A 19,094-nucleotide genomic window follows, 5' to 3' on the forward strand; every position below is an offset into this window, starting at 1 on the left:
CTACAAATGTGTTTACAGCCGCTGTGAGGTCTATGCGAGGGTCCGACGGCGCTTGCCGTTTACGCCGCGGTCGCGTGGAATACGCTTTGCTCCGCCCAGAAGCATCAGCAACAACGCCTTCTGCGAGTGCATACGGTTTTCTGCCTGATCGAAGACCACCGACTGTTCACTGTCGATGACGGCATCCGTCACCTCCTGTCCGCGATGTGCGGGCAGGCAGTGCATGAAGATGGTGTGATCCGTGGCATGCGCCATCAGAGCTTCATTTACTTGATAGGGCTTGAAGATCGGCGTGCGCTTGGTGGTCTCATTTTCCTGGCCCATGGAGATGCAGACGTCTGTGTAGATTGCATCTGCGCCCTCTACTGCCTTGATGGGATCATGCGTCAGAGTGATGGTTGCGCCGGTGTCCTCGGCGATGGCCATCGTCTTGTGAATGATCTCCAACTTCGGTTCGTAGCCTTTGGGAGTTGCGATGGTCATGTGTGCGCCCAACAGAGCGCCGCAGAGCATCAACGAATTGCACACATTGTTGCCGTCCCCAACGTAGGTGAACTTCACACCTTCTGCTGTGCCAAAGCGTTCTTCAATGGTCATGAAGTCCGTGATGGCCTGGCAGGGATGCTCGTAATCGCTGAGTGCATTGATCACGGGAACCTTGCTGATGTCGGCGATCTCGGTGACTGTCTCGTGCGCATAGGTGCGCAGGACAATAACATTCATCCAGCGTTCCAGGTTATGCGCCACGTCTGAGAGCGATTCACGCTCGCCGAGCGGCGACTGTGTCTGGTCGTAGAAAATTGCGTTGCCGCCAAGCGTGTTGATGGCTGCTTCAAAGGTGAGGCGTGTACGCAGCGATGCCTTTTCAAAGATCAGCACCATCTGCTTGCCATCCAGCGCGTGTTTGAAATCTTCCGGATGCGCCTTGACTGCGTGCGCCAGCTCCATGATGGCAGCCAGTTCCTGTACGGAAAGGTCGCTCATGGAACAGAGGTCCCGACCGCGCAGACTCTTCGCTGCTTCGGTGAAACCTGCGTCGGATTGAATGCCAAGCGCAACCTTCGGCTTTGGCATATCGAGTACGTCGGAAGCGCCTGAAGTGCCTCCCATAACAACTGTCTTGCTACCCATGGACCTGTTCCTCTGCGAGTGCGGCCTGTGCCGTCTCAGCATCTGCAATGAGGCTGCTCAATGCAGCAATCGTTTCGTCAACATCCGCCTTCGTAATCAGATAGGGAGGAAGGAAGCGCAGCACGGTTTCGCTGGTGCGGTTGATCAGAATGTGCCGTTCAAACAGCATCTTGTCCGCAACCTCTTTTGCGATCTCCGCAGACTTCATTTCAACACCGATCATGAAGCCGGCACCGCGCACTTCCAACACGCTGTCATGTCCCGTAGCAAGCGCACGAAGCTGCGCGATGAAATAATCACCCACTTCGGTTACATGCGCGAGAAGACGTGACTGCTGAATCTCATCAATGACGGCGATCGCAACAGCGCAAGCCAGCGGCCCTCCACCAAAAGTGGTGCCGTGCATGCCTGGCGTGATGGCGCGCGCAGCTTCTTCTGTGCACAGCATTGCACCCATCGGCAGGCCACCTGCAATCGGCTTGGCCAGCGTGGTCACATCCGGCTGAATGCCGTAGTGCTGATACATCGTCCACTTGCCGGTGCGACCCATACCGCTCTGAATCTCGTCACAGAGCAGCAGAGCGCCGCTGCGGTCACACAGTGCACGTGCGGCAGAGAGGAACTCCTTCGAGACGGGGTGAATACCACCCTCGCCCTGTAGGCACTCCAACGCAATCGCGCACACGTTCTCGTCGAAGGCTGCACGCAGTGCATCCACATCATTAAACGGAACGAAGATGACGTCCGGCATCACCGGGTTAAACGGCTCGCGATACTTCTGCTTGTGCGTCGTGGCAACGGAGCCCATGGTACGGCCGTGGAAGCTGTGCTCCATGGCAATGAAACGCGTACCAATGTTCTTGCCTTCGGCGCGCAAAACACCTGCGTGCGCACGGGCCAGCTTCAACGCAGCTTCCCACGCTTCCGTGCCGCTGTTGCAGAAGAAGACGCGATCCATGCCGGTGATCTCTGTCAGCTTGACAGCAAGCGTGGCAGTGCCCTGGTGATAGAAAAGGTTCGACGTATGAAGCAGGGTCGCAGTCTGCTCGTGGATAGCCTTGGTGATCGCAGGATGGCCGTAGCCAAGCGCGGACACACCGATGCCACTCAGTAAGTCCAGATATCGGTTCCCAGCATCATCAAACAGGTGCACGCCTTCGCCGCGCGTGAGGAGAATCGGGTGACGGTCATAGGTCTGAAGCAGGAGCTTCTTCTCCGCGGCCTGGGTAGCAACAAGGTTCATGTCTGCTGCGCCTCCGTTAAGGATGATGTCGTCGTGCTGATTGAATTTGTTCATGCGACCATAACCTCCGTTCCGTCGTTCACGCGCGAACTGATCAGGTCCGGCAATACCTTTGCCGCCTCGGCAGGTAAGATGCGAACGCGCTTCACGCCGCCCAGCAGGGCATCACGGCAGGCATTCAGCTTTGGCAGCATTCCGCCTGAAATGACGGCTTGTTTCTCGAGTTGCGGGATTTCTTTCAGTGACAACCAACGCATCACCTGGCCATCCGCACCCTTCACGCCAGGAACGTCGGTGAGAAAGATCAATGCGTCGGCTTTTGTCGCAACAGCGGTTGCGCTCGCCATTTCATCGGCGTTGATGTTGTAGTACTCGCCGTCGAAACCAAGCGCAATGGAACTGATGACGGGCACGGCGCCCATCTTCCAGATAGCATCCAGCCAGCGCGGATCGGTCGCCGCAATTTCACCAACGAAGCCGAGGTCCGGTGTGGTCTGCTTCTTGCGTGCGCGGAACACATGTCCGTCACCACCACAGATGCCCACAGCAGCTTGTCCCTGTTGACCCAGCGAAGCGACTAATGACTTATTCACGCGGCCTGCCAACACCATCAACGCAGCGTCACGCGTTTCCGCGTCAGTCACACGCAGACCGCTGATGAATTCACTCTTCTTACCCAGTGCCTGCAGCGTCTTAGTCAACTGAACGCCACCACCGTGCACGATTGCCACCTGATGCCCGTCCGCAACCAGTTCCGCGATGGCCTTGCCAATCGCGTGAAGTAGTTCCGGCTTCTCCAGAGCGGCACCCCCAAGTTTCACGACATACTTCACAGGAGTCCCTCCGATTCCTTCCAACCACACATCACATTCAAGTTCTGAACAGCCTGTCCGGAAGCCCCTTTGAGGAGGTTGTCCAGGCAGGAAACAACAACGAGCCGCTTACCATCGGGCGCAAGCTCAAATCCGATATCGCAATAGTTCGTACGTGCCACGTGCTGAATCTGCGGCAGATCACCTGAGCGATGAACTCGCACCATTGGGCTGCCAGCGTAGAAATTGCGCAGCACTGCTTCTACTTCCGCGGCAGATTTCTTTTCGTTCAACCGCAGATAGATGGTCGACAGAATGCCGCGTGGAATGGGCAGCAGATGTGGTGTGAACTGAATCTGATCGCTGCTCAATCCAAGCTGTTCCAACATTTCGCCGGTGTGCCGATGTCCGAAGACCGCATATGCCGAAAGATTGTCAGCGGCATACATGAAGTGTGTTTTCGCCGTCGGTGCTTTGCCCGCGCCACTCACACCACTCTTCGCATCGCACACAATGCCGTGTTCCACATCGACGATCCCGGCGCGGATAAACGGTGCGAGCGCCAGGATGATGCTGGTGGAATAGCAGCCGGGATTCGCGACAAGGCGTGCTTCACGAATCTCGTCGCGATGCAGTTCCGGATTGCCGTAGACCGCTTCTTCCTGCAGCTTTGCAGCGAGTACAGGATTGGCATCGTGCAGCTTGTACACGGCTGCGTTTGCAGCGTCATGCAGACGCCATGCACCGGATAGGTCGATGACGCGCATTCCCGCTTCCAGTGCGAATGGAACCCACTCGCGCGACTGTTCATGCGGCGTCGCAAGGAAAAGAATCTCTGTGCCGCTGTCGCGCAATGTCTCCCATGTGAAGGGAACGACTGCGGGGGCGCTAATTTCGTTATGCGCAATGTGCGGATGCAGATCGTATACCGTGGTGCCGTCCGCTTCAGAGCCCATGCGACCAAGGAAGATTGGCTGCGTCTCGCGCAGGCGCGGATGGTTCAACAGCAAACGCGCAAGTTCGCCACCAGCGTAACCAGTGACGCCTGCAACGGCGGTGCGAACGGTGGAACGTGGGAGCTTCGCCAGCGTAGCCAGCGGCTCCGTTTCATACAGTGCTGTGCTCATCCGATCAACTCTTCCATGCGCGTCTTCAGCGCGGCAGCGCCTTTTGAATCGGCGCAGATGACAAGGACCGTGTCGTCGCCGGCAATCGTTCCCAGCATCTCCGGCCAATCTTCGTAATCCAGTGCCGCGGCTACGGGCTGCGCTCCACTGGTGCGTGTGATGAGAACGAGAAGATTTTGAGCCTGTTTTACTTCCAGGCCAAAGTTGAAAAGTGTTTCCTTGATGCCGGGATCGTCATCCTCTTCATCTAAATCGCCCGGGAGCGCATATCCATTCGGTCCCTTGTAAACGCGAAGCTCATGGAAATCGCGAGAAAGCGTCGCTTGCGTGACAGTGAAACCGCGCTTCTGCAGCTTCTTGCGAAGCTCATCCTGACTGACGATTGCGGTCGTCACCAGAAGCTCGCGAATTGCTGATTGGCGCTGCTGTTTCATGAAGATGCCTCACACCCGAAGAAGATAGCTGCCGTTGACCTGTGGTGGGGGCGGTAGCGAGAGAATTTAAGAGCCGTCTCCCGGCTATGCATTGGATGCATGGCGCAAATTCGCCGATGCATAAGTATGCATAAACATGTATAAATATACAGAGCCCTACCAGTCAAGACTTCCCGTTGTGCATTTCCGCTACGTTCGCGGGAAATGGTTAGGCACCCTTACAGAAAGACTGCGTTTCCGCTATCCGGCGGTGTTTTTGCGCAGTAGAATGAGCTATGGCTACCCAGATTTTGCCGACCCGTTCTGAGGTCACGAGTGCCTGTCGTCCAGTGCGCTCGCTTGTCGACCCGCGTTTTGACCACGACTCCTGTGGTGTTGGATTTGTTGCGGATTCCGGAAATAAACCGTCACACAAGGTGCTTACAGACGCCCTGACGGCACTTGCCCGCCTGGCTCATCGTGGTGCTGTGGCTGCAGATGGTAAGAGTTCCGATGGTGTGGGCATTATGACGGCGGTTCCGCGTGCGCTTCTGCTGGCTGCAACTGGCGTGACGCTTGCTGATGAAAGGCCGCTGGGCGTTGGCGTGGTCTTCGTCAATGAGAAGGGTGCGAATACCTGCGATGTGCTGGAAGCATGCCTGGTAGAGCAGGGTCTTACGGTACTGGCATGGCGCGATGTTCCGGTGAAGCCGGAAGTGCTGGGTGAGATTGCTCTGGGAACCATGCCGGAAATCCGTCATGTATTAGTGACGGCAGATGTTGAAGATTTGGAGCGCAGCCTGTACCTGGCGCGCAAGAGCTTTGAGCGGAAGTTTGAGGCAGGCGAAACGTCCGGTTATGTCGCTTCACTTTCCACGAACAAGATTGTTTACAAGTCCATGTGCAGCGGACGCTTGCTGCCGGAATTCTTTCCTGACCTGCAGGATGCTGGATATGTGACTCCGTATGCGCTGTTCCACCAGCGTTATGCGACGAACACCACGCCCGCGTGGCATCGTGCGCAGCCGGGTCGCATGCTGGCGCACAACGGTGAAATCAACACCGTGTGGGGCAATCGCGCACGCATGGAAGCTCGTTACTCCACGCTGCCTGCAGAGTGCCAGCCCATCCTGACGAAGGACGGCACGGATTCCACATCGCTCGATGAAACCGTTGAGCTGCTGACGCGTAATGGCTACAGCATCGCTGAGGCGATCCGTGTTCTGCTGCCGCCTGCGGTGACCAACCGTGATTCGGCGTTTCTGAAATATCACCGCGACACGATGGAGCCGTGGGACGGTCCTGCTGCGCTAGGATTTGCCGATGGTCGCTACGTGGGCGCTGCGCTCGACCGCAATGGTCTCCGTCCGAGCCGCTACGCCATCACAACGGATGGTCTCGTTGTTGCTGGTTCGGAAGCTGGTTTGGTCGATATCGATCCAGAAACGGTGCTTCACAGCGGACGTCTTGGCCCCGGTCAGATGCTGGTAGTCGACCTTGAAGCGAAGAAGATCTACGAGAACGATCAGTTGCTGGACCTGTTCGATGAGGACGGCTCTTACGCAGCACTGATCGACGATCTGACGATTTCAGCGGAGTGGGTTGATCTGCCACCGACTGATTTCGACGCCATCGCCCGCGCACAGAAGAGCTTCGGTTACACGAAGGAAGATGTGCGCATGATTCTGACGCCGATGGCAGCGGACGGCAAGGACGCAGTGTGGTCCATGGGCGACGACACTCCGTTGGCTCCGTTGGCACGCACACCGCGTCCTATCTATGCCTACTTCCGGCAGCGCTTTGCGCAGGTGACCAATCCGGCAATCGATCCTCTGCGTGAGGCCATCGTTGTCTCTCTCCATACCCGTTTAGGACCGTGGTCGCACATGCTGGACAAGCATGCGACATTGCCCGGTATGTCGCTGGGATCGCCGTTCCTTTCCGTGGGCAAGCTTGATGCTCTGCGTCAGGGTAAGTATCCGCATAGCGATACGCTTCGGTTGCGTGAGTTGAGGTGTGTATTCAACAAGGACTTCTCACTGCAGGTCGGCATTGAGGCTCTGTGCACCAACGCTGTTGAGTTGGTCAGCTCCGGTGTTGAGATCCTCCTACTGAGCGATCGGTACGCTGATGCCGATAACCTGCCAATTCCGATGGCCATTGCCGTCAGCGTCGTGCATCACGCGCTGGTGAAGGCAGGCCTGCGCACTGCCACTGGCATTGCGGTGGAAGCAGGCGATGTGCGTGATGTACATCATGCTGCTGTGCTGATTGGTTATGGCGCGGGTGCAGTGTGTCCGTGGTTGGCACTTGAGACGGCACGTGCAACGGCCGGTGCCGACGGCGATCCGAAGGTGCCGGAAGTGAAGATGCTGAAGGCCTTTGATGCTGGTCTCGCAAAGATCATGTCGAAGATGGGCGTCAGCGTGGTGGACAGCTACCGCGGTGCATATCCTTTCGACATTCTTGGTTTGGGCAACGAAGTGGTGGATCGCTGCTTCCCGAACACTCCTGCTCCCATTGGCGGTGCCGGATTTGCCCAGATCGAGCACGCTATCCGTCAGAACTGGGGAGCACCTGTATCCGACGAGCTTCAGGCGAAGATCGACCTGCCGGACTACGGTTGGGTGAAGTTCCGCAAGGCGGACTTGGCGGAACCGCACGCGTGGGCGCCGTCGCACGTGAAGGCGTTGCAGTCTGTTGTGGGATCGGCACGTAACGTGGCTCTCCCGGAAGATCCGGCGAAGGCATTCCAGATTTACTCGTCCGCCGTGGATTCCAGCAATGATCCCACGGTGTTGCGTGAGCTGCTGGAGATTTCTCCGGCTGGTGCGGAACTGCCATTGGATAAGGTGGAGCAGCCTTCCTCGATGTACAAGCGCTTCATTGCTTCGGCGATGTCGCTTGGTTCACTGAGCCCTGAGGCGCACACCACCATCACCATTGCGATGAACACGCTTGGCGGTAAGAGCAACACGGGTGAAGGTGGCGAGGACTCTGACGTCTACCGTACGCATCCTGGCAACCGTCGCGTGCCGCAGCCTGGTGAGGCTGCCGCGTTTGTGAACAAGCCTGCGCAGGGCGGTGTTGCTGTTGCAGAGCCGATGGTTGAGGCTCCTGCAATTCATTCGCTGCTGAACAATCGCATCAAGCAGGTAGCCAGCGGACGTTTCGGCGTCACGGCAGAATACCTTGCTCATGCGGAAGAGATTGAGATCAAGGTGGCGCAGGGAGCCAAGCCCGGTGAGGGCGGCCAGCTTCCCGGTCACAAGGTTTCTGGTCTCATTGCGCGTCTGCGTCATGCGCAGCCGGGCGTGCCTCTGATCTCGCCGCCGCCGCACCACGACATCTACTCCATTGAAGATCTGGCGGAGTTGATCCACGACCTGAAGCGCGTGAACAAGCGCGCTGCTGTGGGCGTGAAGCTGGTTTCAAGCTGTGGCGTAGGTACAGTCGCAGCCGGTGTTGCGAAGGCGTATGCGGATTACGTAGTCATCGCGGGCAACGTGGGTGGCACAGGCGCTGCGGCGCTTTCGTCGATCAAGTACGCTGGCAATCCGTGGGAGCTTGGTCTGGCCGAGGCGCAGCAGACGTTGATGGCGAATGGTATGCGTGGACGTGTTCGTCTGCGCACAGACGGTGGTTTGTCCACCGCACGCGATGTTCTGATCGCAGCGCTGCTCGGCGCGGATGAATACGCCTTTGGTACGGCGGTTTTGGTTGTGCTGGGCTGTGATATGGCTCGCCAGTGCCATCTGAACACGTGCCCCACGGGCATTGCTACGCAGAAGCCAGAGCTTCGTGCTCGCTTCCGTGGCAAGCCGGAGCATGTAGTGCGCTTCTTCCAGCAGCTTGCAGGCGATCTGCAGCAGTTGCTGGCGCGCTACGGCCTCGCCTCCATCGAAGACGCAATCGGACGCGTCGACTTACTACAGCAGGTGCGTGCCGACGGCGGTCTGGATCTCTCTCCGATGCTGGCACAGGTTGGAGAAGGTCCGCGCAAGTGGGCTGGCATTCGCAACGATCGCCCGGAGAGCCGTCCGGCCTTGGATGAGCCGTGGGTGGAACCCGCGCTGGCGGCGGTGGTGGAAGGCAAGCCGTACGAGGTCATGGAGGTCATTGCCAACCGTGATCGTGCTGTAGGCGCTCGTATTGCTGGTGAGATTTCAGTGCTGCGTGCCAAGGCGGAATCGCCAATGCCGGTGCCGGATATCAATATCAACCTTGTTGGCACCGCCGGGCAGAGCTTTGGCGCATTCGCCGTCGAAGGCATGCACCTGACTCTAACCGGTGAAGCGAATGACTTCGTTGGTAAGGGGCTTAGCGGCGGAGAAATCGTCATCCGTGCACGCGGCATGGCGGTTGGAAGCGGTGGCCATCACGTGGTGCTGGGCAACGTTGCACTGTACGGCGCAACGGCAGGCAAACTGTTTGCTGCGGGCTATGCAGGCGAGCGCTTCGCCGTGCGTAACTCCGGCGCTACAGCAGTCGTTGCAGGCGTGGGTGATCACGGCTGCGAATACATGACTGGCGGTACGGTTGTCGTTCTCGGCGAAATCGGTATGAACTTTGGCGCAGGCATGACCGGTGGTATCGCGTGGATTTATGACGTGGATGACACTGTTCTCTCGCAGACGCGTTACCACGCAGAGTTCTTGCAGGCGGTCCCATTTGACGAGGTCGAGGCAGAAGCGCAGGCAGAACTCAAGGCTCTTCTGGAAGAGCACGCCGCCAAGGCAGGCAGCACACGCGCAGCGCGTATGTTGGCAGATTGGCCGGCTTACTCCCCGAGGTTCCTTCGCATGGTGCCGTTGCCGCAGGCCTGAGTCATTTCCCAAAAACAACGAAATGGACCCGGTTTTACCGGGTCCATTTTCTTTTAGGAAGTACTTCATACGGTGATGGTGTGGACGGTGTTTGCTCCAAGCTCATGTCTTCAGCGAGATTTGTCATCCAACCCTACAGAAGATTTTCTGCTTCCATGTAGGATGACCGTTGGGCTGATACATGCCCTGTTGGGAGTCGCATGGACCTGCGTACGCTGAACGACGTTTTTCTGAATGCCACTTCGCGCGGCAGTGAGCGCGCCATACTTACACCCGTTGGCGACCAGTGGGAGGCCATCTCCTGCGACGCTTTGTACTGGAGCACGCGACGCCTCGCGGCGTGGCTGCAATCGCAGGGAATTGCGAAGGGTGATCGCGTTGGTCTGATTGCAGAAAACCGCTGGGAATGGGCTGTGACAGATTTCGCGTCCTTGACCATCGGTGCTGTTGATGTTCCCATGTTTCCCACGCTTACTGCGGACCAGACAAAGGCGCAGCTTGTCGATAGCGGTACAAAGATTGTCTTCGTCTCCACGCAGGATGTTGCGAAGAAAGTCGTGGGTACGGGATTCGCGGGAACGATCGTCTCCATGGACAGTGGCGAAATCGGAATTCCTTTTGCTGATCTTGTGAAAGGTGAGAATTCTTCTGCGCGTGATGCGGCATTCGATCAGGCTCTGGCGTCTGTGCAACCGGAAGATATGGCCACCATCATCTACACCTCCGGCACCACCGGCGATGCAAAGGGCGTGGTGTTGTCGCACGGCAACATCGCTTCCAATCTCTCGATGACCACGGAGCTATTTCGCTTCGGACCGGATGACCTGATGGTGTCGTTCCTGCCTCTGTCGCACGTAACGGCACGCCACATTGATTACCTGTTCTATGCGGAGAATGTCACGCTGGCATATGTCAACCGTCCAGAGCGTGTGCTGCCTGCTATGGCCGCTGTGAAGCCGACGATCTTTGTCGCGGTGCCGCGTGTCTACGAACGCGTGCGTCAATCCGCAGAGGGCAAAGCGTTGAAGGCGGGTGGTCTAAAGGCGAAGATCTTCCAGTGGGCGATCAAGACCGGCGCAAAGCATCGCGACAAGGTGGCGCAAATGCAGGGCGAGCCTTCGTCGCTGGCATGGAAGATTGCAAACAAGCTGGTGTACAGCAAGCTGCGTGAGGCGTTCGGTGGGCGCGTGAAGGTCTTTGTTGCCGGTGGTGCTCCGCTCGGCATCGACCTGGCGCAGTGGTTCGCGTCGGCGGGCATTCCAATTCTCGAGGGTTATGGGCTTACCGAGACGTCTCCCGTCATCGCCGTCAATCTGCCAGGTCGCAACAAACTTGGCACTATTGGTCCCAAGTTGAAGAACATCGACGTGCGCTTTGCAGAGGATGGAGAGTTGGAGGTTCGTGGTCCCAGCATCTTCAAGGGCTATTGGCAAAAGCCGCAGCAGACTGCGGATGTCATGGATGGCGAGTGGTTCCGAACGGGCGACATTGGCAAGATCGACTCGGAAGGCTTTCTCTCCATCACTGACCGTAAAAAAGAACTGATCAAGACTGTGGGCGGCAAGTTTATTGCGCCTCAGCCGATTGAGAACAAGCTGAAGGTCTCATCGCTCATCGGCTTTGTGGCCCTGCAGGGCGACAAACGAAAATACGTCGCTGCGATCGTTTCTCCCAACTTTCCAGTATTGGAAGAGTGGGCCAAGCAGCAGGGAATCAACGCATCGGATCGCAGAACCTTAGTTCAGGATGACAACGTCATTAAGCTTTATCAAAAAGAATTTGATCGAGTGAATCAGGAGGCTGCGCCATGGGAAAAGGTGAAGCGGTTCCGGTTAGTGTCCGATGAATGGACAGTGGATGGCGGTGAAGTAACCCCCAGTCTGAAGCTCAAGCGGCGTGTCGTTGCTGCTAACTATGCGAAAGAAATCGAAGCAATGTATAGCGGTGCGGATGCGGAATGAAATAGCTAACTTACTCGTTGCGTTCCGGAACCCCGATAAATGACACAACCAGAAGAATTTGCTTGTACCGGAACTTGGAAAGCTGTACAAGTATGGGGCCGGGAAGCTGTGACTTCCTGCGAATCCTAAATCTCCTGGGAAGAAACCATGCCGAACGCCGCAGAAATAGCTATTCGCGAAGTCATGGATATCCGCCAGGCAGCCGGATATCTGGGAATCAGCAGCGACACGCTGTACCGCTATGCCTCGGAAGGATTTGTGCCCGCGTTTAAGCTGGGAAACCGCTGGCGGTTCAAGAAGACCCTGCTCGATACATGGATGGATCGCCAGTCAGGCATCGTGGCACCTGAGCCGGTAACAGTGAAGGCTGAAAGCAAGAAGCCAGCACGTTCCGCAAAATAGTTCAGGCAGGTTGCAGCGTAAGCAGCGTGAGTTCTGGTGGGCAGTTAAACCGGAATGGTAGGTGCATGCAGCCGAGGCCGCGATTTACATAGACCTGCATCGCAGAATCGCCCACCTTGTGCAGATCCTCCACATATTTCTCACCCATGGCAGGCAACAGGATTGGCGGTAGGAACGGAAGCCGCACCTGTCCTCCGTGTGTATGGCCCGCCAACATCAGATCTACATCGTAGTTCTGAGAAGCAACGGTGTCGGCAAAATCCGGTTCGTGTCCCAGCAGGACGATCGGTTCGTTCGGTTTTCTTTTTGGCATAGCGAGCGCGAGATTGGGCACGTCGAAGTAAGCATCAGCAATGCCGGAAACCCAGATTCTTTCGCCTCGTCTTTCAAGTGATGTGAATTGGTTCAATAACAGCTTGAGGCCGTTGCGACCAAGCGCATCGGCTACGTCTCGCTTAATCGGCGCATCATGATTGCCAAGAGAGCAGAAGCGTATCGAGCATTTAATCTCGCTCAGAATTTCGGCGCAGGCGTATGCATTCGGGACTGATTGGTTGCGGTTGTCGTCCTTGACTGTGGTGACGAAATCGCCTGTGAGCGCAACCATGTCCGGCGCAAGTTCATTCACCCGCCGAACGGCATGGCGGACGAAGAATGATTCGTCATAGTTATGAAAGTGGAAATCACTGAGCTGTGCGATGCGGAAGCCGTGAAACGGAGCAGGTAGATTGCGGATGTAAACCGTGCGCTCCACGGTCATGAGCAAGTGCCGTTCAATCTCGCCAGCGTAAAGGGTTAGACCACCTGCGGTAAGCGCAGCGCCCGCGAGAAACCGTCGTCGCGTAAGGTTTTCTATTGCGCTCTTCCGCGAGGACATACGTCATGATACCGGCTCAGCCATGCGACAGGGAAACACCTGGCATCGTATCCTGTTAAAGATGATGCATCGCGGACGTATCCGCCATCTGGCACAGGAGTTGCGACGCCGGTCGATACCGTCGCTGTTGGTTACAAACCTTCCAGACGTCCGTTATCTAACGGGCTTCACAGGATCAAATGCCGCATTGGTCGTGGTGGCTGAGCCGCGTGTGTCTGCGCGACTATTTACCGACGGCCGCTACACAGTGCAGGCTAAGCGCGAAGTGCAAGGCGCGACTGTTCGCATCGCTCCGAAATCCGCACTTGCAGAGGCATGCGATTGGGCGGAGCAACATGCGGCCCGATGTGGTTTCGATCGCAGCCAAACTACTGTCGCCGCCTTGGCTTCTATGAAGAAGTCCCTAGGAAAGAGAAGCTTTTTCGTTCCCGCGGACGGCTTGATCGCAGCGTTGCGGATGGTCAAGGATGCCATTGAGGTGGATTACATGCGCCGAGCGGCGTCTTTGACTTGTTCGCTCTACGAGGGGCTGCTCGGGTGGATTGAACCAGGCATGCGGGAGCGAGACATTGCTGCTGAGCTTGAACACCGCGCACGTCTGTCCGGTGCGGAAGCCATGAGTTTCGAAACAATCGTGGCTTCGGGTGAACGCAGCAGCCAGCCACATGCCCGTGCCACCCAAGCGCACATCTCTGCGGGAAACCTGGTCACACTCGACTTTGGCATTGTTCTGGATGGTTATTGCTCTGATATGACCCGCACCTTCGCTGTGGGATACGGTGAAAAGCCGGTGCCGCCAAAGGCAAAAGTGCGCTGGGCAGAACAGCGCGAAGTATTTGGAGCGGTTCTTGCTGCACAGCAGGCCGGGGTTAACGCAGTGCGTGCAGGTGCTACCTGTGGCGAGGTGGATCGTGCTGCGCGATCCGTTTTGGAGGCGGCAGGGTATGGAAAATACTTCACCCACTCCACCGGACATGGCGTCGGACTGGAAATTCATGAGGTTCCCCGGGTAGGGAAAGACAGTAAAGACGTTCTGAAGGCCGGAACCGTGATTACAATCGAACCCGGGGTGTATCTGCCCGGACGCTTCGGCGTGCGCATCGAAGATTCTGTACTGGTCACTGAAGATGGCGCCGAGGTGCTGACCCCCGCACACAAAGGCTGGATGGAACTGTAACGCCGACACAGCAAGGCAGGCATAAGGAAGATGATGGAACAGAACGATTTGCAGGAACTTCGCGAGCTTGTCTCCTTCTTGAAGGACAACGGAATCGCCGAATTTGATCTTCACCGCGGAGAGCAGCATGTCCGCATCAAGTTTTCGCAGCCTGCGGCACCGATCGCGTTCGATCCGGCGCAGTTTGCGCATTTTGCGGCTGCTCCGCACGTAGCCCCGGCACCCGTAGCGGCCGCTCCGCTGGCTGTTCCTGCGCCTGCAGCGGCGGCTTCCCCGGCAGAGGTGCTGCACGAGGTGAAGTCGCCCATCGTGGGTACGTTCTATGAGAGCTCCGCTCCTGGTTCTGCTCCGTTCGTGAAGGTGGGTGACACCATCTCCGTTGGCCAAGTGGTGTGCATCGTGGAAGCCATGAAGCTCATGAACGAGATCGAGAGCGACGTTGCCGGTGAAGTGGTGAAGATCCTCACTGAGAACGGGACGCCCGTGGAATACGGTCAGCCGCTGTTCGCGGTACGGCCGCGGTAAGGACGTGGGCATGTTCAAGAAGGTCCTGATCGCAAACCGTGGCGAGATCGCGCTGCGTGTTATCTCGGCTTGCCGGGAGCTTGGCATCCGTACGGTGGCCGTATACTCCGAGGCTGACCGCAACAGCCTCCATGTCCGCTTTGCGGATGAGGCTATCTGCATTGGTCCGCCACGTTCGGCAGAGAGCTACCTCAATGTTCCCGCAGTCATCTCCGCTGCGGAGATCGCGGATGTGGATGCCATTCATCCCGGTTATGGCTTGCTGAGTGAGAACGCCAACTTCGCCGAAGTGTGCCGCGCGAGCAACATCAAGTTCATCGGACCGCGCCCTGAAGTGACGCGCATGATGGGTGAGAAGTCCACCGCCCGGCAGACGATGAAGGCGGCTAACGTGCCTATCCTGCCGGGGTCCGATGGTGTTATCGGATCGGTGGAAGAGGCGCTGCAGTGGGCTGCGGATGTGCGCTACCCGGTGATCCTGAAGGCTGTGGCTGGTGGCGGCGGACGCGGTATGCGTATCGTCCGTTCGGCTGACGAGCTTCCCGGTTTGTACAACCAGGCATCGACCGAGGCGCTGAACGCCTTCGGCAATGGCGACCTGTACATGGAGAAGTTCATCGAGCGTCCTCGCCACATTGAGTTCCAGGTGTTGGCGGACGAGCATGGCAACGTGATGTCGTTGGGCGAGCGTGAGTGCTCTATTCAGCGTCGTCACCAGAAGCTGATCGAGGAAGCTCCGTCGCTGCAGATTACGCCGGAGATCCGTACGCGTCTTGGCGGCGTGATTGAACGGTCGCTGCGTGAGATCGGTTACTGGAACGCTGGCACGATCGAGTTCCTGATGGATGAAGATGGCGAGATCTACTTCATCGAGATGAACACGCGTATTCAGGTTGAGCATCCGGTTACGGAGTTGATCACGGGCATCGACCTGGTGAAGGCGCAGTTGCGCATTGCATCGGGTGAGAAGCTACCGGACATTGTGCCGGCTCGTCCGACGATCAATGGCCACGCGATCGAGTGCCGCATCAACGCTGAACATCCTGAGAAGTTCACTCCTTCCGCGGGCAAGATCACGGCTTGGAATGTGCCGGGCGGAAATGGTGTTCGTGTGGATACGAACCAGTACCAGGAAGGCGTTGTTCCGCCTTACTACGACAGCATGATTGCCAAGGTCATCTGCCATGGCAAGGACCGCGAAGAGGCGATGAACCGCATGCAGCGCGCTCTGAGCCAGTTTGTGGTGGAAGGCATTCACACGACGATTCCGCTGCAGCAGAAGATCTTCAGCGATCCCGACTTCCGCAAGGGTGACTTCGATACGAAGTTCATGGAACGCTTCTTTGAAAAGGAAGCTGCACGCAAGAAGGCGGAAGCGGAGAACGAACCCACAGGTGCATAAGCAGGGAGGGTACCCCCCTCCCCCCCGTTTTTCTAAAATCGTCTTTCTATTGGGTTTACGGTTCTGGCGTCGCTAAAATCGTCTGCCCATTGGAGTTAGAGGCAAAATCGTCTTTCTAAAAGAGTTAGGGCCACGCGCAAGCGTGGCCCTTTGTCTCTAGTTCTATTTTAGCCGTTTGACGGAAATACCATGCCAACTCTATTTGCTGTGGTTTGTTGGGTTTAAGTGGGTTGAGGACTTGACAGCATCAATCTCTCTTTCTCAATCAGGCCCGGATGTCCGCTTTTGCTTCAGGTCTATGAGTGCATTGGCCTGTTGTCTCCAACCAAGTAGTGGTCGTTGCCGGGACTCCGACCTTTCAGGCCTTCCGATCGGGAAATTTATTGGATGGTAACGGTGAATGTAATGGTGTGGATGGTTGTGCCGCTAGTAGCGGTGACCGTCAGGGGGTACGTTCCGGCGACGGGGTAGAGGGTTTGGGGACCGGAGGGCCCGCTAGAGCGAATGGAATCTCCGCAGCCGACGACGGAGAGCAGGCCGGCAAAGAGGCTAACGGCGAGGAAGAGCGAGCCTCCGCAAATGAGGTGACGCGGCCTCGGGATGGCGCTCCCCACTCTGCGACGGCGGGTGAAGACCAGAGCGAATATACCGAGGGGCAGAGTTCCAGCGACGATGGCGGTGGACGCGCCGGGATTCAAGGGAGACCGACGGGGTGTCAGAGATGCGGACTGGACGTCGGCCTGGAGAGTGAGAGTGGCTGTGGCGGCGCCACCGGTAGGCGTGACGCTGGGGGAAGAGATCGAGCACGTGGAGTTGGTGGGTGCACCGGTGCAGGTGAGGGAGGTCGCGGCCGAGAAGCCATTGAGGGGTGTAAGAGAAATGGTGGTGGTTGCGGCGGAGCCGTGGGTGACGGTAGCCGTGGGAGAGGACAGCGACAGGGAAAAGTCGGCCGCGGCGACGGCGTCGGTGATGATGAGCGTGGTCGGGGGGGTGGTCTGCTCTTGCCCTACGTGAATGCCGGGGAAATAGACCTGGATGGCGTGAGACCCCACTGCAAGAGTGGACGTGATGTACGAGGCAACACCGTTGACCAGCGTCACACTCGCAAGGTTCTTACCCGAATCGATAAACGTGACGGAGCTAACCGGCGTTCCATAGTTCGCAGTCACAGTCGCTCGTAGCGTGACTGCCTTGCCGAATGCGGCTGGGTTGGGTGTGACTGTCAGCTGGATGGTTGTCGTGTCGTTCGAGAGGATATTCAGAACCGCCCCCCCGGACTGGCTGGGAGCATAGAGAGAGTTACCGTGGAAGACGGCGACGAGTTCGTGAGCGCCAGCGGCAAGGGAGCTCGTGGTGAGGGTCGCGGTATTGCCCATGAGTGGCAGAGTAGCGATGGCTTTATAGGGTGGAAAGCCAACTTCGTCGACGAGATCAACGGAGCCGGTAGGATGACCGCTAGAGGCTGTTTCCGTAACGGTGAATGTGATAGGTATACCCGACACGAAGTTAAAGAAGTATGAGGGGTCGGCTCTAAGGTCGGGAGAGACGGTCAGGTCGGTGGCTGTCTGCAGCGTCGGCGCAATAACCTGAGTGTCGTGCAGAAAAATCTGGGCGGTGTTCTGGCCGGACTCGGTGGTTACGAGGTCATTGAGACCGTCGCCATCAAGGTCAGTGATGACGGTTGCGGAGTTACCCCAGGCAGTAGCCGAGAGCCCTTCAAGTAGTGAATTGGGCGCGCGGAAAGTGCCGTCGCCGTTGCCAGCGAAGATGAGCAACGCGTTTCCCGTATCGTTCGCGATGACATCGGGAGTTCCGTCGCCGTCGACGTCTCCAACGGCGACGGTCAGTAAGTAGGCCAGATCCCCGGGTGCCGTAGTGTTCTGAGGCGCGAGAAACTGACCGGGATGGGCGGGATCTCCAAGGTATACGGAGAAGAAGCTACCCTTGCCTGAGACCACCACGTCCGGGAGACCGTCGTGGTTGAGATCCTGCACCGCGATGCTATTGATAAGGGCGGGCGGGCTACTAAAAGCGGGAGCGAGGAACTGCCCGGGATGGGTTGGGTCAGCCAGGAAGACGATAAACTCCCACGTGATGCTGCCTGCAGGCGTGTTGCTGTTATCCGACGGCGCGCAACGCACGATAAGATCAGGCCAGCCGTCGCCGTTCATGTCCGCCGCATTGAGACCAACGACGTCGTAACCGGAAAACGATGAACTGGTGACGCTTGAGGTGAAGGTGCCGGGTGCGGACTGCTGGTTCAGCGCGACAGTAATGCCGCTGGGATTCGCGGAGACTGCATTCCCCACGACGTAGGCAATGTCCGGCAGGCCGTCGTGATTGAAGTCTGCAATGGCAATGGGAGTTCCATGCCCCTCGACCACCTTCGTCGCCGGAAGAAAGGACCCCGGTGACGCGGGATTGTTCCGGAAGAACAACGTAAGTTGGCCACCTCCGCCTGTAAAGACCAGGTCGACAAGACCGTCGGCGTCGAGATCGACGGCGAGCACGCGGATGAAGCCGTCGAGGTTGTTGGCAGTAATTGGTAGGTTGGCAGGCGGGAGAAAATGGCCGGGTTTGTCGGCAAGCGAGACGGCCAGGGCATCGGGATAGCCTTGCACGGTGGCGATATCGGGGATGCCGTCGTTGTTGAAGTCTGCAACCACGGCGCCCGCTAGCTCGTTATAGGCACTGCTGACGGAGAAATCGATCGTCTGGGCGTAGCGAAGGGCGCTAGTGGAGGTGTAGTTCCCTGGAGTAACTGTGAGGGCGACGGGGGAACTGGTTGCGGCGGCGTTCGCGGTAGTGGAGTGAAAGGTAGCGCTGAGTTGGTGGGTTCCGGGAGCAAAGATGTGGTGCAGGATCGCTGTCCCCGGTGTGAAACCGGTCCCGGAGGTACTCACTAGCTGGAGGGTCTGAATCTTCTGAGTACCGTCAAGAATATCGACCGTGCCGAAGCGAACGGGACCAGCTGAGTCGGTGACAGTGACCGTAGCGATGGTGGGTATAGCAGCGGCCTGGGTAGCGGGAGAGTTCAGCGCGAGCGAAATGGTGACGGGGTTCTGCCCGGCAGCGGCGCAAAGAGAGATAAGGAAGAAAGGTACGGTCAAGGCGCGAAAACAAAGCAAAGCAGAAAAGCGCATCGTACAAAGATCTCCGACGGGATCACCCAAGCAATTGTGCCTCGGCGAGTCTAAC

The 19,094-nt window shown here is 57.6% G+C and carries 13 protein-coding genes; 6 read left to right on the forward strand and 7 right to left on the reverse strand.

The window, feature by feature from the left end; genetic code table 11:
* Positions 1-30: 30 nt before the first annotated feature.
* Genes argF through BLT38_RS06055 form a run of 5 tightly spaced genes read right to left on the reverse strand, consistent with a single transcriptional unit; the run spans position 31 to position 4,747 of the window.
* Positions 31-1,131, reverse strand: coding sequence for an ornithine carbamoyltransferase (gene argF, locus BLT38_RS06035; RefSeq protein WP_083344366.1), 1,101 nt, complete (start codon positions 1,129-1,131; stop codon positions 31-33).
* The gene (locus BLT38_RS06040) at positions 1,124-2,428 is read right to left on the reverse strand and encodes an aspartate aminotransferase family protein (protein WP_419865739.1); all 1,305 of its coding nucleotides are present in this window, start codon (positions 2,426-2,428) and stop codon (positions 1,124-1,126) included. The genes argF and BLT38_RS06040 overlap by 8 nt, the downstream gene beginning before the upstream one ends.
* Entirely contained in the window at positions 2,425-3,207 is a 783-nt protein-coding gene (gene argB, locus BLT38_RS06045; RefSeq protein WP_083344367.1) for an acetylglutamate kinase, read from the reverse strand. Before argB ends, BLT38_RS06040 begins: the two co-directional genes overlap by 4 nt.
* Positions 3,204-4,313, reverse strand: a complete 1,110-nt coding sequence (gene argC / locus BLT38_RS06050) for an N-acetyl-gamma-glutamyl-phosphate reductase (RefSeq protein ID WP_083344368.1) — start codon at positions 4,311-4,313, stop codon at positions 3,204-3,206. The genes argB and argC overlap by 4 nt, the downstream gene beginning before the upstream one ends.
* A complete protein-coding gene (locus BLT38_RS06055; RefSeq protein ID WP_083344369.1) occupies positions 4,310-4,747 on the reverse strand; it encodes an arginine repressor in 438 nt (145 codons plus the stop codon). Before BLT38_RS06055 ends, argC begins: the two co-directional genes overlap by 4 nt.
* 275 nt (positions 4,748-5,022) lie before the next feature.
* Here BLT38_RS06055 and BLT38_RS06060 point away from each other — a divergent pair, with 275 nt between their 5' ends.
* The 3 genes from BLT38_RS06060 to BLT38_RS06070 all read left to right on the forward strand — a co-directional run bounded on the left by BLT38_RS06060 (position 5,023) and on the right by BLT38_RS06070 (position 11,915).
* Entirely contained in the window at positions 5,023-9,552 is a 4,530-nt protein-coding gene (locus tag BLT38_RS06060) for a glutamate synthase-related protein (protein ID WP_083344370.1), read from the forward strand.
* A gap of 200 nt (positions 9,553-9,752) precedes the next feature.
* Complete coding sequence (locus BLT38_RS06065; RefSeq protein ID WP_083344371.1) at positions 9,753-11,513, forward strand: AMP-dependent synthetase/ligase; 1,761 nt, start codon at positions 9,753-9,755, stop codon at positions 11,511-11,513.
* 147 nt (positions 11,514-11,660) lie between these two features.
* Positions 11,661-11,915 carry a helix-turn-helix domain-containing protein gene (locus BLT38_RS06070; RefSeq protein WP_083344372.1) on the forward strand — a complete coding sequence of 85 codons (255 nt, stop codon included), beginning with the start codon at positions 11,661-11,663 and terminating at the stop codon, positions 11,913-11,915.
* 1 nt (position 11,916) lies between these two features.
* Here the strand turns inward: BLT38_RS06070 and BLT38_RS06075 are convergent, their stop codons facing one another.
* Positions 11,917-12,792, reverse strand: coding sequence for a metallophosphoesterase (locus BLT38_RS06075; RefSeq protein ID WP_083344373.1), 876 nt, complete (start codon positions 12,790-12,792; stop codon positions 11,917-11,919).
* A gap of 22 nt (positions 12,793-12,814) precedes the next feature.
* Between BLT38_RS06075 and BLT38_RS06080 the strand changes: the two genes are divergently transcribed.
* From BLT38_RS06080 to accC, 3 genes are read left to right on the forward strand one after another with little or no spacing between them, the layout of a single operon-like run.
* Entirely contained in the window at positions 12,815-13,969 is a 1,155-nt protein-coding gene (locus BLT38_RS06080) for a M24 family metallopeptidase (RefSeq protein WP_231966783.1), read from the forward strand.
* Between the two features lie 30 nt (positions 13,970-13,999).
* Positions 14,000-14,494, forward strand: a complete 495-nt coding sequence (accB, locus tag BLT38_RS06085; RefSeq protein WP_331711406.1) for an acetyl-CoA carboxylase biotin carboxyl carrier protein — start codon at positions 14,000-14,002, stop codon at positions 14,492-14,494.
* Positions 14,495-14,504: 10 nt separating this feature from the next.
* Complete coding sequence (gene accC / locus BLT38_RS06090; protein ID WP_083344376.1) at positions 14,505-15,896, forward strand: acetyl-CoA carboxylase biotin carboxylase subunit; 1,392 nt, start codon at positions 14,505-14,507, stop codon at positions 15,894-15,896.
* 380 nt (positions 15,897-16,276) lie between these two features.
* Here accC and BLT38_RS06095 read toward each other — a convergent pair whose 3' ends face one another.
* Positions 16,277-19,039: an FG-GAP-like repeat-containing protein gene (locus tag BLT38_RS06095; protein ID WP_083344377.1), complete on the reverse strand. Its 2,763-nt coding sequence runs from the start codon at positions 19,037-19,039 to the stop codon at positions 16,277-16,279.
* Between the last annotated feature and the right edge of the window lie 55 nt (positions 19,040-19,094).

Source organism: Terriglobus roseus, assembly GCF_900102185.1.
Classification (GTDB): domain Bacteria; phylum Acidobacteriota; class Terriglobia; order Terriglobales; family Acidobacteriaceae; genus Terriglobus; species Terriglobus roseus_A.